The sequence below is a fragment of the Streptomyces sp. NPDC029041 genome (assembly GCF_040637515.1).
Taxonomy (GTDB): Bacteria; Actinomycetota; Actinomycetes; order Streptomycetales; family Streptomycetaceae; genus Streptomyces.
On the sequence record NZ_JBEZWO010000005.1, the window covers coordinates 416,510 to 428,756 of the forward strand.

A 12,247-nucleotide genomic window follows, 5' to 3' on the forward strand; every position below is an offset into this window, starting at 1 on the left:
GTTCGGGCATGAGGCGGAGGTGAACGGACATGTACGCACCGGAGCGGCAGCAGGAGATCCTCCGGCTCGCCCGTGACGGCGGCCGAGTGGACGTCGTGTCGCTGGCCGAGGAGTTCCGGGTGACGGCGGAGACGATCCGCCGGGATCTGAAGGCCCTCGACCGTGCCGGACTGGTCCGCCGGGTGCACGGCGGGGCCATCCCGGCGGGACGCCTCGACTTCGAGCCGGATCTCGCCGAGCGCGAGACGACCGCCGCCGACGAGAAGGACAACATCGCCAAGGCGGCCCTCGCGGAACTGCCCGTCGAGGGCACGGTGATCCTCGACGCCGGGACGACGGTGGCCCGGATGGCCGACACCCTCCCCCTGGAGGCCTCCCTCACCGTCGTCACCCACAGCCTCCCCATCGCGGCCCGTCTCGCCGACCACCCCGGCATCCAGCTCCACCTCATCGGAGGGCGCGTACGGCACCGCACGCGGGCCGCCGTGGACGCCTGGGCGCTGCGTGCGTACGGCGAGATCCGCGCCGACGTGCTGTTCGTGGCCGCCAACGGCTTCTCCGCCGAACACGGCCTGACCACCCCCGACCTCGCCGAGGCCGCCGTGAAGCGCGCGGCCGTGGCCGCCGCCCGCCGGGTGGTGCTGCTCGCCGACTCCTCCAAGCACGGCCAGGAGCACTTCGCCCGCTTCGGCGACCTGAGCGATGTGGACCTGCTGATCACCGACAGCGGGCTGAGCCCCGAAGACGCCGTCGCGATCGAGCGCGGCGGTACGGAAGTAGTGCGCGCATGATCCTCACCGTCACCCCCAACCCGTCCCTGGACCGCACGTACGAGGTGCCGTCCCTCGACCGCGGCGAGGTCATCCGCGCCACCGGCGAGCGGATGGACCCGGGCGGCAAGGGCGTGAACGTCTCGCGCGCCGTCGCCGCGGCCGGCCGGCGCACGGTGGCGGTCCTGCCTCTGGGCGGCGCCCCGGGCGCCCTGGTCGCCGACCTGCTCGACCAGCAGGGCATCGAGGTCGCGCCCGTCCCCGTCGCCGGGGCCACCCGCTCCAACATCGCCCTCGCCGAGTCCGACGGCGTCCTGACGAAGATCAACGCACCCGGCCCCGAGCTCTCCGGCGCCGAACGCGAACTGCTCCTGGAGACCGTACGGCGCCAGTCCCGCGACGCGTCCTGGATCGCCTGCTGCGGCAGCCTCCCGCGCGGCCTCGCCCCCTCCTGGTACGCCGACCTCGTCGCCCGCGCGCACGCCGCCGGGGCCCGGATCGCCCTGGACACCTCCGGGCCGGCGCTGCTCGCGGCCCTGCGCGAGCGTCCGGACGTGGTCAAGCCGAACGCCGAGGAGCTCTCCGAAGCCGTCGGCCGCCCCCTCGCCACCGTCGGCGACGCCGTCAAGGCCGCCGAGGAACTGCGCGAGATGGGCGCCCGGGCCGTCCTCGCCAGCCTCGGCGCCGACGGGCAGCTGCTCGTCTCCGAGCAGGGCGCCTGGTTCGGCAGCGCCCGGGTGGCCGCCGTCCGCAGCAACGTGGGTGCCGGTGACTCCTCCCTCGCCGGATTCCTGATCGCCGGCGGCAACGGCCCCGAGGCCCTGGCCTCCGCGGTCGCGCACGGCGCGGCGGCCGTCCAGTTGCCCGGCAGCGTGATGCCGACGCCGCGCGACCTGGACCCGGCGGCGGTGACGGTCACGGCCGAGGTCCCGGCGGACCGTGTGCTGAAGGAGCCGGTGTCATGACGCACGAGGAGCCGGTGTCATGAGCACGAGAAGCCGGTGTCATGACGCACGACGAGCCGGTGTCATGAGCACGAGAAGCCGGTGTCATGACGCACGACGAGCCGGTGTCATGACGCGCGACGAGCAGCACGGACCGACGCGCGAGCGGCGGGCCCCCTCCCCCTTACCCCCGGGCCCCGCCTCCACCCCCGTCACCCCCCACCGCACCCCCGTCCCCCTCCCCGCCCACCCCTCCCACCGGGCGATACGCGTGCTAAGGAGCCCGCGATGAGCGACATGATCACGGCGGACCTGGTCGATCTCGGCCTGGCCGCCGACACCAAGGAAGCGGCGGCACGAGCCCTCGCCGAGCGCATGGTGGCCCTGGGCCGGGTGACCGACCTGGACGGCTTCCTCGCCGACGTGGCAGCCCGCGAGGCCCAGATGCCGACCGGTCTCGACGGCGGCATCGGCATCCCGCACTGCCGCAGCGAGCACGTCACCGAGCCGACGCTCGCCTTCGGCCGCAGCGCCGCGGGCATCGACTTCGGCGCGGCGGACGGCCCCGCCGACCTGATCTTCCTGATCGCCGCGCCCGCCGGCGCGGACGACGCCCATCTGACGATCCTGTCGTCGCTGGCCCGGCAGCTGATGAACAGCGAGTTCACCGACGCGCTGCGCGCGGTGAGCGACGCGCCGGCCGCGGCGGCGCTGATCCGCGGCGACGAGCCGGACGCACCCGCACCCGCGGGTTCCGAAGACCCCGTGGCGTCGGCGGGAGCGGCCTCTCCCGCCGCCGCCACGGACACAACCGAAGCCGGTGACACGGCCGAAGCAGGCGGCCCTGCCGAAGCCGGGGGCGAGGAGCGGCCGTTCCGTATCGTCGCCGTCACCTCCTGCCCCACCGGCATCGCCCACACCTACATGGCGGCCGAGTCGCTGGAGAACGCCGGCCGGGAGGCGGGCGTCGAACTCACCGTCGAGCCGCAGGGATCGGCCGGTTTCACCCGGCTCGACCCGCAGGTCATCGCGGCGGCCGACGCCGTGATCTTCGCCCACGACGTGCCCGTACGGGAGAAGGAGCGGTTCGCCGGCAAGCCCACCGTCGACGTCGGGGTGAAGGCGGGCATCAACCGCGCCGCCGAACTCATCACCGAGGTCCGTGAGAAGGCCGCGCGTGGCGAGGTCACCTCAGGGTCCGCCCCGGCCACTCCCGTGGAGCGCGCGGGCGAGTCCAGCGAGGGCTACGGCACCAAGCTGCGCAAGTGGCTGATGTCCGGCGTCAGTTACATGGTGCCCTTCGTCGCCGCGGGCGGTCTGCTCATCGCCCTCGGGTTCGCGATCGGCGGCTACAAGGTCGACAAGGCCCCGCCGGTGATGGACCACTTCCTGTGGACGCAGGCCGACAGCTGGGCGGCCTTGCTCTTCCAGATCGGCGGCGTCGCCTTCGGCTTCCTCGTCCCGGTCCTGGCCGGCTACATCGCCTACGGCATGGCCGACCGGCCCGGCATCGTGCCCGGCTTCGTCGGCGGCATGATCGCGTTCAACATCAACGCCGGCTTCCTCGGCGGCCTGGCGGCCGGTCTGATCGCCGGTGGCGTCGTGATGGCGATCCAGAAGGTGAACGTCCCGGCGGCACTGCGCGGCATCATGCCCGTGGTGGTGATCCCGCTGATCTCCTCGGCGATCGTCGGGTTCCTGATGTTCGTCGTCATCGGCAAGCCCATCGCCGAGGCCCAGAAGGGCATGACCGACTGGCTGAACGGCCTGTCCGGCAGCAACGCGATCCTGCTCGGCGCCCTCCTCGGCCTGATGATGTGCTTCGACCTCGGCGGCCCCGTCAACAAGGTCGCCTACACCTTCGCCACGGCCGGTATCGCCGTGGCAAGCCCCAGCGACTCGGCGATGAAGATCATGGCCGCGGTGATGGCGGCCGGTATGGTCCCGCCGCTGGCCATGGCCCTGGCCACGACCGTGCGCGGCAAGCTCTTCACCCAGACCGAGCGCGAGAACGGCAAGGCGGCCTGGGTGCTCGGCGCCTCCTTCATCTCCGAGGGCGCGATCCCGTTCGCCGCGGCCGACCCGCTGCGCGTCATCCCGGCCTCCATGGCGGGCGGCGCGGTCACCGGCGCCCTGTCGATGGCCTTCGGCGCCACCCTGCGCGCCCCGCACGGCGGCATCTTCGTGGTCCCGCTGATCGGCAACCCCTTCCTCTACCTGGTCGCCATCGCCGCGGGTGTCTGCGTCACCACGGCCCTGGTCGTCGTCCTGAAGGGCATGCGCAAGCCGGCCCCGGGCGCGGCACCGGCCCCCGGCGAGGGCGGCGAGGCCCGGGCGGCGGAGACCAAGCAGCCCGTCGCGGTGTGAAGCCGGAGCGAGTTCGCCCCATTCGAGGCGTGTGAACCGTTCATGCCACCTGCGAGATAGATCACGAAAATCACGGCCCGGGACCGAAGTCCCGGGCCGTGGTGTCTACTGGGGCGCATGCCCGAGCACGCCTCCCGCCGGCCCGACGGCCATCCCCTCCCCGCCCTCCCGCAGCAGCGGCAGACGGGCTCCCGGTCGGAGTCCGTGGAGCTGACCGCCGAGGAGAGAGCCGCCTTCGCCGAGCTGGTGCGCCGACTCGGGGACAGAGGCGTCTGAGGAACCTCGGTTCCGCCTCAGGACAGCTGCGCCGCCCGCCGCTCCATCGCCTCGCGCGCCGCGTCCTCGCTGGCGTACACCTCGCACATGTGCCGCCCGTCCGGCGTCGCCGTGTGCTCGACCTCCCAGAGGGAGACCTCGTCGCCGTCGCGCAGCAGGAACGCGTGCTCGTAGAGCGAGAAACCCAGCCCCACCCGGCCCGCGCGGCACGGCCGGCCGAAGGCCTGGGTGATCCGGTGCCCGGACGCCGTGGCCAGCAGCGCCGCCGTGTCCACGCCCGGCCGGTCCACGTTCTCCGCCCGGCGCAGTAACCTGCGCGCGTGGTCCGCCGAGTTCTCCGCGGCGTACGCGTGCCGCCGGGCGGGGACCGGTGACAGCTGTACCGTCACCGGCAGTTCGAAGTCCGGGGTGTCCGGCGGCAGCGGCAGCTGCGCGGTCGCGGCACGCAACTCCTCCTCGTCGACGTACACCTCGTGCTGCGGTTCGCTGCCCGGCGCGGTGTTGTGGACGAGCTCCCACAGGGTGAGCGCGGAACCGTCGGCGAGCAGCCAGGTGTGCCGGTACGTCTCCCGGTGCAGGCCCGCGCTGTGGTGCGCGGAATGCAGCGAACCGTCGTGCGCCAGGGCGCAGTCCAGGCGCCGTATCGCCTCGTCCGGTAGCTCGAAGGAGTTCAGGGCGCGGCCGAGGAGTCGCGCGAGGTGCTCCTCCGGAGTCTCGGGCGAGTCGTGGGGTTCGTACGCTGCCGTCTCGTACGGAACGCTCAAGGTTTCTCCCGGCGTTGCTGCATGTCACCTTGTGGGTGCATACCGTAGCCCCTCGGTCGGACATCATGTCCGGGAACCGAGAAAACGTACGTCCGGGAAAACGCGCGGGCCGCGCGAAAAGTTCCCGCGCGGCCCGTTCGGTCCGTCAAAGTCCCCCGTGGGGAGAGCCCTTCAGCCGGTTCGCCGAGAGGTCAGGAAGCGCTGTCCGCGGTCCACTGGCTCCACGCCATGTTCCAGCCGTTGAGCCCGTTGTCCGGCGCCACCGTCTTGTCGGGGGAGTTCTTCACGATCACCACGTCCCCGATGAGGGAGTTGTCGTAGAACCACTTGGCGGGCGTGCTGCCGCCGGCGCCCTGGACGTCGGCGAGGCCCACGCAGCCGTGGCTGGTGCCCTGGCGGCCGAAGGGCGGGTTGCCCTTGTTGTACCAGTAGTTGCCGTGGATGAACGTGCCCGACGTCGTCAGACGCATCGCGTGCGGCACGTCCGGGATGTCGTACTCGCCACCCAGCCCGACCGTCCGGCTGTTCATCCGGGTCTGGACGAACTTCTCGGAGATCACCATCTGCCCGTTGTAGGTGGTGTGCTCCGGGCTGCCCGCCGAGATCGGGATCGTCTTGATGGTCCTGCCGTCCCGGACCACCGTCATGGTCTGGGTGCTGGCGTCGACCGTGGAGACCTGCGAACGGCCCACCGTGAAGGTGACCGTCTTCTTCTGCACGCCGTAGACGCCGTTCGCGCCCTCGACCCCGTCCAGGTCGATCTTCATCGTGACCTTGGAGCCGGCCTTCCAGTACTCCTCCGGCCGGAAGTCCAGCCGCTGCCCGTTGAACCAGTGCCCGACGACCTGCTGCCCGCTGCTGGACGTCACGGTGATGTGCGACTGCACGGCCTTGCGGTCGGTGATGGCCTTGTCGAAGGTGAACGACACCGGCATCCCCACACCGACCGTCGTGCCGTTGTCCGGCGTGTAGGTGCCGATGAAGCTGTTCGACGTCGTCACCGTCGTGAAGATGGAGTTGGCCGCGGCCGTCCGGCCGTCCGCGTCCTTGGCGGTCGCGGATATCTGGTACTTGGTCCCGCGCTCCAGCTGCTCCTTGGGCTTCCACACCTTGCCGTCGCCGGAGACCGAGCCCTCGACGACCTGGCCGCTGCCCGCCACCGTCATCTTCACGTCGGTCAGCTTCCCGTCGCTGACCTTCACGCCGGTGGTGTTGATGGACGCGCCGGTCGAACCGTCCTTCGCCGAGATGGCGATCTTCGCGACGGACGTCCTGGTGCCGCCCTCGCCGCCCTTGTCGTCGTTCTTGGCGTTGGCGCTGCCACCGCAGGCGGTGAGGGTCAGGGCGCCGACCACCAGGGCGGCACAGGCCCCCAGAGTGCGCCGCGCTGAAATGTTCGGCGTTGTCACGGGCTGCTCCCAGTTCGTGTGATGTTGCGTGATCCGCTCCGGTACGTGGGAGTAGAGGGGCCCGGGGGCCGGTCGGGTTCCGTCCGTTCCTCATGAAGGCCGTCACGTGACAGAACCGCGACAAATGACGGTCCGCTGTGCCTTCACTGTGCGCAGCGCACCTGCTCAACGGCCCGTGTACAGCTGCCCGTACGACGGCCACGCCCCGCCCGGACCGTCCACCGGCTCCGCGGCCCGCACGGCCCGGACGATCGCACGCGTCACCATGTCGGCGCCCGCCGCCAGGACCTCGTTCAACGCGAGCGGGTCGGCGGCGTCCAGGGTGCGGTTGCCGGTCGCCAGCGCGAACACCGTGTCCCCGTCGTTGAGGAGATGCACCGGACGCACCGCACGGGCGATGCCGTCGTGCGCCGTGCCGGCCAGCTTCTGCGCCTGCGCCTTGGACAGGTCCGCGTCCGTGGCGACCACCGCGAGGGTGGTGTTGAGCGGCGGTGGCGTGCTCCTCGCGGCCGTCTCGGCGAGACGCCGCTGCGCGGCCGCGTGGACCTCCGGCTCCGGGTACTCCACCCGTCCCTGGAACAACTCCCCGTACAGCACCCCCGTTTCCGGATCCACCGTCGACCCCGCCGCGTTGGCCACCACCAGCGCGGCCACCGTGATCCCCGAACCGAGCACCGTGCTCGCGCTGCCGACACCGCCCTTCACCACCCCGGTCACGGCTCCCGTGCCCGCGCCCACGCACCCCTGGGGCACCCGGGCGCCGAGCTCGCTCGCCGCGGCCGCCTCGACCGCGGCCCGGCCGGTCGCCGCGTCCGGCCGGGCCCGGAAGTCACCACCCCGTCCCAGATCGAAAACGCACGCGGCGGGCACCACCGGCACCACGTGCGCCGGATCCGCCCCGACCCGGATCCCCCGCCCCCGCTCCTCCAGCCAGGCCATCACCCCCGCCGCGGCGTCGAGCCCGTAGGCGCTGCCGCCGGTCAGCACGACCGCCTCGACCTTGCGCACCACGTTGCGCGGGTCGAGCGCGTCCGTCTCCTTGGTGCCGGGCCCGCCGCCCCGCACGTCCACGGCGGCCACGGCCCCGCCCTCCGGGGCGAGGACGACAGTGGTGCCGGTGAGCCAACCGTCGCCGGTGCGGGTCGCGTGCCCCACCCGCAGGCCGGAGACATCCGTCAGTGCGTCAACTGTCATGAGGCACAGTCTCGTCCAGTCGCCGGCCCCACACGCGGCACCGAGGGCACCGAGCCGGTGGGCGCCGCGTCAGGCCGTTGACGAGCGCGTCGAGGGGCATACGGAGGCCTTCGCCCGCTGTGCGTCGCCGGAGGGCACGGGGGCCCTCACCCGCTGTGCGTCGCCGGAGGGCACGGAGGCCCTCACCCGCTGTGCGTCGCCGGCCCGCTCTCCCCGGCCGTCCGGCGCGCGGCCACGGTCTCCGAGGCCACCACCGACAGCGCGCACACCACCCCTGCCGCGAACACCGCCCAGTGTCCGAGGAACGTGCAGCAGATCACCAGCAGGGCCGTCGCCGGCAGCACCACCTGCTGGGTGATGCCCCGCTTGAAGTGGCGCGAGTGCAGGACCCACACCGTGAGCAGGTACAGGGCCGCCGGCAGGGTCACGGCCGCCGACGCCGCCAGCGTGGAGAGGTGCGCCTTGCCTACCGTCTCCTCCACCGCGACCTCCAGCCCGGCCCCGATCGCCGCCGCGGAGGCGAACACCAGGTAGTGGCCGTAGCCCCACAGGAACGCCTGCCGGTTGGATCGCAGATGGCCGTGGACGGGCACCACGAAGTAGATCCACCAGGCCGCGAAGACGATCAGCAGCCCACCCGCGGCGATGGGGAGGAGCTCGCCCAGCGCGTCGTTCTCGTCGATGCCGGACTTCACCGCCACCGTGGCCGCCGCGATCGTCTCGCCCAGCACGATGATCGTGAACAGCCCGTACCGCTCCGCGATGTGGCGGGGATGCCAGGAGGTGGTGTGGCCCCTCTCCGCGAGAGGCGGCACGCACATCTCCAGCAGCGCCATCACCAGGAACCACCAGGGCCGGACCCCCTCGGGCAGGAACAGCAGCCCCAGCCAGCCGGCCTGGCACGCCAGCACACCGCCGGCGTAGCGCAGAGCCGTCCTGCGTTCCGGGCCCTCCCCGGCCCGTGCCGCCCGCAGCCACTGAGCGGCCAGCGCCACCCGCATGATCGCGTAGCCCAGCCAGACCACGAGGTACTCGTGCTCCTCGAACGCCCGCGAGACCCCCGCCGCGAGGACCAGCACACCCGCGATCTGCACCAGCGTGACGACCCGGTACAGCACGTCGTCGTTGTCGTACGCCGAGGCGAACCAGGTGAAGTTCATCCACGCCCACCACACGGCGAAGAACACCATCGCGTAGTCGAGGATCCCCTCGCCCGCGTGCCCCTCGGCGACGGAGTGCACCAGCTCGATACCCGCCTGGGCGACGGCCACGACGAAGCACAGGTCGAAGAAGAGCTCCAGCGGCGAGGCCGCCCGGTGCGCCTCGTCGCGGCCGCGGGCCCGGAGCCTGCGCAGCGGTCCCCTGCCGCCTGGTGCGCCGGAGGGGACGGGCGGGGGAGCGGGGCTGGACGTCATGCGTCCCAGCACAACAGAAGGCACGGGGAATTTCTCCGCGACCGTACCCTGGTTGCATGAGTACCGTCCCCGGCCCCGAGCCGCGCGAGCCGAAGCCCGCGCTGGTCTTCGACGACCCGCTCGACCAGCAGTCCTCCGACGACACCGACCGCGGATGGGGCGAGCGCACCGACTCCGGCGGCAGTGCGGCGGACCTCAAGCGCTTCCTGGACGAGAAGCCGCCCCACCACATCTGAACCGGCCGGGCGGCTGCCCGCAGCGCACGTCCGGCCGCCCGCAGCGCCGTTACGGCCGGTCGTGTCCCGAGCCGCGCTGGGCGACCAGGGCGTCCCGGATCTCCTTCAGAACCTCCAGCTCGGTCACCTCGATGATCTCCTGTGTGCCCTCCTTGGCCTTCCGGCGCGACTCCTGCCGGGCCAGGTACTTCGCCATGGGCAGGACCATCAGGAAGTAGACGACCGCCGCGGTGATCACGAAGCTGAGGGTGGCGCCCAGAACGGAGCCCCACAGGATTTGGATGCCCTTGTCGCCCTTGCAGGTCGAGCTCAGGCACGAGCTGTAGTGGTCGAGGTTCTTGGTCCCGATGGCTCCGACGACCGGGTTGATGATCCCCTTCACCACGGCGTTCACGATGTTGGTGAAGGCGGCACCGATCACCACCGCCACCGCCAGATCGACGACGTTCCCGCGCATCAGGAAGGCCTTGAAGCCCTGCAGGATGTTCGGTTCCTTCTTCTCGCTCACCTCGGGGCGTCTCCTCACACGAGCAGCTTGTGGAACAAAACGCTCCGCAACCTACGTCAACGCCGGGCCGAGGCGGGAACCTGGGTCCCTCAACAGGGAAACGGGGCTCCCCGGGCGTCACCACAGCGTCACCGCCAACCGCCCGGTGGCACCCGCACCGGCGAGCCGCGCGGCCGTGGCCCGCGGTACCGACAGCACGACCAGCGCCCCGCTGTCGCCCGCGCCCTCCACCGGCTCCGGAACCTTCGTGACCCTGGCCCCGCGCGCGACCACCCGGGCAGCGCCGCCCTGCACCGCCCCGTCGGCGGCGATGACGTCGACCCGGTCACCGGGCCGCAGCAGCCGCACGGTGGCCGCGTCGGAGATCCGGACCGGGGCGGTCACCGACCCGGCGGCACGGCGCGGGCCCGCGGGCTGCTGCCCGGACATCGTCGTCGTGTGCGCGGGAGGCCGGGCCCGGGGGTGGCCACGCGGCCCGTCGGCATCGCGCGGGCCCGCCGCCACGAGCGCCGTCGCGGTCACCGCAAGGCCGACGGCCACGGCCCGCCGCCGGTGCCGGACGAGCCGGCCGGAGCGGTGACCGCCGCGCACCCGTACCGGATCGAACCGCGGCACCTCACGGGTCGCGGGCACCTCCGCCCCGGGCGGGCCCGAGGCGAGTGACCAGGAGGGACAAGAGGACACGACCGAGGAACGAGCAACGGGCACGAAGACCACCACCTGCGACGAGGGACCGGCTTGCGCTCCCCACGATGAGGCCTCGCGCCACCGCCCGCTCGAGCCTGTGGATCCCCGATCGACCTGTGGACAACTCCCTCACCCGAACGGGACGCTCCACCACCGACACCCAGAGCCAGACCCAGGAACGTGGACACCCTCAGACCCGGGAATGCCCCCGCCCCCGGAATGCTCCGGCCACGCAACGCTCCCGGCCACGCAACGCTCCCGGCCACGCAACGCTCCCGGCCCTGCAACGCCCCCGACCCCGGAATGCCGCGGCCCCCGGAATGCCCCCGGCCACGCAATGCCCCCCGGCCCGACAACGCCCTCGCGCTCCAGCCCGCCCAAGCCCCCTACGGCAGCGCGAACCCGGGATCCATCCCGCCCAGCGCGCTCACACACAGACAGTCCCGCTCGTGCTCCGCGGGCAGCCCGGCCACCGCGTCGAACAGCACCCCCCGCAGCCGGTCCACGTTCGCCGCGAACACCCGGAGCACCTCGTCGTGGGAGACCCCCTCACCCGTCTCCGCACCCGCGTCGAGGTCGGTGACCAGGGTCAGGGACGTGTAGCAGAGCTCCAGCTCACGGGCGAGCGCCGCCTCGGGATGGCCGGTCATGCCCACCACCGACCAGCCCTGCGCCTGGTGCCACAACGATTCCGCACGGGTCGAGAACCGCGGCCCCTCCACCACGACCAGCGTGCCGCCGTCCACCGGCTCCCAGTCCCGGCCGCGCGCCGCCTTCAGCGCGACGGCCCGCCCGGCGGGGCAGTAGGGGTCGGCCAGCGACACGTGCACCACGTTCGGCACCGAGCCGTCGGGCAGCGGCAGCCCGTCGAAGAAGGTGCCCGCGCGGGACTTCGTGCGGTCGACCAGCTGGTCCGGGACCAGCAGCGTGCCCGGCCCGTACTCGGGGCGCAGGCCGCCCACGGCACACGGGGCCAGGACCTGGCGCACGCCGACCGAGCGCAGCGCCCACAGGTTGGCGCGGTAGTTGATCCGGTGCGGCGGCAGGTGGTGGCCCCGGCCGTGCCGCGGCAGGAAGGCGACCCGCCGTCCGGCGACGTCGCCGAGGAAGAGGGAGTCGCTGGGCGGCCCGTACGGGGTGTCGACCTGGATCTCGGTCACGTCGTCGAGGAAGGAGTAGAACCCCGAGCCGCCGATGACGCCGATCCCGGCGCCTGCCTGGTCCGTCGTGTTCGCCTTGTTCGCCATGTCCGCACCCTAACCGCAGGCGGAAACGCCGAGGACCCCGTCGCCCGGAGGCGACAGGGTCCCGTAAGGATCAGGCCCTACGCGGCGGTGGTGCTGCTGGAGGAGCTGCCGGTGCTCGACGAGGAGCTCGCGGCGGAGCTCGACGAGCCGGAGTCGGAGGACGACGAGCCCGAGGAGGAGGTGCTCGACGACTTCGCCGGGGAGCTGCTCGACGAGGAGCCGCGGCTGTCGTTCCGGTAGAAGCCGGAGCCCTTGAAGACGATGCCGACCGCCGAGAACACCTTCTTCAGGCGGCCCTTGCAGCTGGGGCACTCGGTGAGGGCGTCGTCGGTGAACTTCTGCACCGCCTCGAGGCCTTCGCCGCACTCGGTGCACTGGTACTGGTAGGTCGGCACTGTCTTCCTCCTGGCACTCTCACTCGATGAGTGCT

At 72.4% G+C, this 12,247-nt stretch carries 13 protein-coding genes; 5 read left to right on the top strand and 8 right to left on the bottom strand.

Going from position 1 to position 12,247, the window contains the following annotated elements:
- Positions 1 to 29 precede the first annotated feature (29 nt).
- The 4 genes from AB0F04_RS15260 (at position 30) to AB0F04_RS15275 (ending at position 4,357) form a co-directional block, all read left to right on the top strand.
- Positions 30 to 791 carry a DeoR/GlpR family DNA-binding transcription regulator gene (locus AB0F04_RS15260; protein ID WP_362041543.1) on the top strand — a complete coding sequence of 254 codons (762 nt, stop codon included), beginning with the start codon at positions 30 to 32 and terminating at the stop codon, positions 789 to 791.
- Positions 788 to 1,735 carry a 1-phosphofructokinase gene (pfkB, locus tag AB0F04_RS15265; protein ID WP_362041544.1) on the top strand — a complete coding sequence of 316 codons (948 nt, stop codon included), beginning with the start codon at positions 788 to 790 and terminating at the stop codon, positions 1,733 to 1,735. Before AB0F04_RS15260 ends, pfkB begins: the two co-directional genes overlap by 4 nt.
- Positions 1,736 to 2,002: 267 nt before the next feature.
- The gene (locus tag AB0F04_RS15270; protein WP_362041546.1) at positions 2,003 to 4,081 is read left to right on the top strand and encodes a fructose-specific PTS transporter subunit EIIC; all 2,079 of its coding nucleotides are present in this window, start codon (positions 2,003 to 2,005) and stop codon (positions 4,079 to 4,081) included.
- Between the two features lie 117 nt (positions 4,082 to 4,198).
- Positions 4,199 to 4,357, top strand: a complete 159-nt coding sequence (locus tag AB0F04_RS15275; RefSeq protein WP_362041548.1) for a hypothetical protein — start codon at positions 4,199 to 4,201, stop codon at positions 4,355 to 4,357.
- A 17-nt stretch (positions 4,358 to 4,374) separates the two neighbouring features.
- On the opposite strand, the gene AB0F04_RS15280 is transcribed toward AB0F04_RS15275, so the two are convergent.
- The 4 genes from AB0F04_RS15280 to AB0F04_RS15295 all read right to left on the bottom strand — a co-directional run bounded on the left by AB0F04_RS15280 (position 4,375) and on the right by AB0F04_RS15295 (position 9,139).
- Positions 4,375 to 5,121: a DUF6227 family protein gene (locus tag AB0F04_RS15280; RefSeq protein WP_362041550.1), complete on the bottom strand. Its 747-nt coding sequence runs from the start codon at positions 5,119 to 5,121 to the stop codon at positions 4,375 to 4,377.
- A 191-nt stretch (positions 5,122 to 5,312) separates the two neighbouring features.
- Positions 5,313 to 6,530: an Ig-like domain-containing protein gene (locus AB0F04_RS15285; RefSeq protein ID WP_362041552.1), complete on the bottom strand. Its 1,218-nt coding sequence runs from the start codon at positions 6,528 to 6,530 to the stop codon at positions 5,313 to 5,315.
- Between the two features lie 165 nt (positions 6,531 to 6,695).
- On the bottom strand, positions 6,696 to 7,724 hold the full coding sequence (locus AB0F04_RS15290) for a P1 family peptidase (RefSeq protein ID WP_362041553.1): 1,029 nt from the start codon (positions 7,722 to 7,724) through the stop codon (positions 6,696 to 6,698).
- 182 nt (positions 7,725 to 7,906) lie between these two features.
- Positions 7,907 to 9,139 carry a low temperature requirement protein A gene (locus AB0F04_RS15295; protein ID WP_362041555.1) on the bottom strand — a complete coding sequence of 411 codons (1,233 nt, stop codon included), beginning with the start codon at positions 9,137 to 9,139 and terminating at the stop codon, positions 7,907 to 7,909.
- Between the two features lie 56 nt (positions 9,140 to 9,195).
- Between AB0F04_RS15295 and AB0F04_RS15300 the strand changes: the two genes are divergently transcribed.
- A complete protein-coding gene (locus AB0F04_RS15300) occupies positions 9,196 to 9,375 on the top strand; it encodes a hypothetical protein (protein ID WP_053675926.1) in 180 nt (59 codons plus the stop codon).
- A 49-nt stretch (positions 9,376 to 9,424) separates the two neighbouring features.
- On the opposite strand, the gene mscL is transcribed toward AB0F04_RS15300, so the two are convergent.
- From mscL to AB0F04_RS15320, 4 genes are all read right to left on the bottom strand, one after another.
- Positions 9,425 to 9,883 carry a large conductance mechanosensitive channel protein MscL gene (gene mscL, locus AB0F04_RS15305; RefSeq protein ID WP_362041557.1) on the bottom strand — a complete coding sequence of 153 codons (459 nt, stop codon included), beginning with the start codon at positions 9,881 to 9,883 and terminating at the stop codon, positions 9,425 to 9,427.
- Positions 9,884 to 10,000: 117 nt separating this feature from the next.
- A complete protein-coding gene (locus AB0F04_RS15310; RefSeq protein WP_362041559.1) occupies positions 10,001 to 10,516 on the bottom strand; it encodes a hypothetical protein in 516 nt (171 codons plus the stop codon).
- Positions 10,517 to 10,956: 440 nt separating this feature from the next.
- Positions 10,957 to 11,817, bottom strand: a complete 861-nt coding sequence (locus AB0F04_RS15315; RefSeq protein WP_362041561.1) for an S-methyl-5'-thioadenosine phosphorylase — start codon at positions 11,815 to 11,817, stop codon at positions 10,957 to 10,959.
- Positions 11,818 to 11,894: 77 nt separating this feature from the next.
- Positions 11,895 to 12,212 (bottom strand): FmdB family zinc ribbon protein, encoded by a 318-nt coding sequence (locus tag AB0F04_RS15320; protein ID WP_362041564.1) that lies wholly within the window; start codon positions 12,210 to 12,212, stop codon positions 11,895 to 11,897.
- Positions 12,213 to 12,247 lie beyond the last annotated feature (35 nt).

Excerpts from the sequence above, each read along its gene's own strand:
- AB0F04_RS15260 (WP_362041543.1), top strand. The coding sequence starts at position 30 with ATGTACGCACCGGAGCGGCAGCAGGAGATCCTCCGGCTCGCCCGTGAC.
- AB0F04_RS15315 (WP_362041561.1), bottom strand. The coding sequence starts at position 11,817 with ATGGCGAACAAGGCGAACACGACGGACCAGGCAGGCGCCGGGATCGGC.
- AB0F04_RS15275 (WP_362041548.1), top strand. The coding sequence starts at position 4,199 with ATGCCCGAGCACGCCTCCCGCCGGCCCGACGGCCATCCCCTCCCCGCC.
- AB0F04_RS15290 (WP_362041553.1), bottom strand. The coding sequence starts at position 7,724 with ATGACAGTTGACGCACTGACGGATGTCTCCGGCCTGCGGGTGGGGCAC.
- AB0F04_RS15270 (WP_362041546.1), top strand. The coding sequence starts at position 2,003 with ATGAGCGACATGATCACGGCGGACCTGGTCGATCTCGGCCTGGCCGCC.
- pfkB (WP_362041544.1), top strand. The coding sequence starts at position 788 with ATGATCCTCACCGTCACCCCCAACCCGTCCCTGGACCGCACGTACGAG.
- AB0F04_RS15295 (WP_362041555.1), bottom strand. The coding sequence starts at position 9,139 with ATGACGTCCAGCCCCGCTCCCCCGCCCGTCCCCTCCGGCGCACCAGGC.
- AB0F04_RS15300 (WP_053675926.1), top strand. The coding sequence starts at position 9,196 with ATGAGTACCGTCCCCGGCCCCGAGCCGCGCGAGCCGAAGCCCGCGCTG.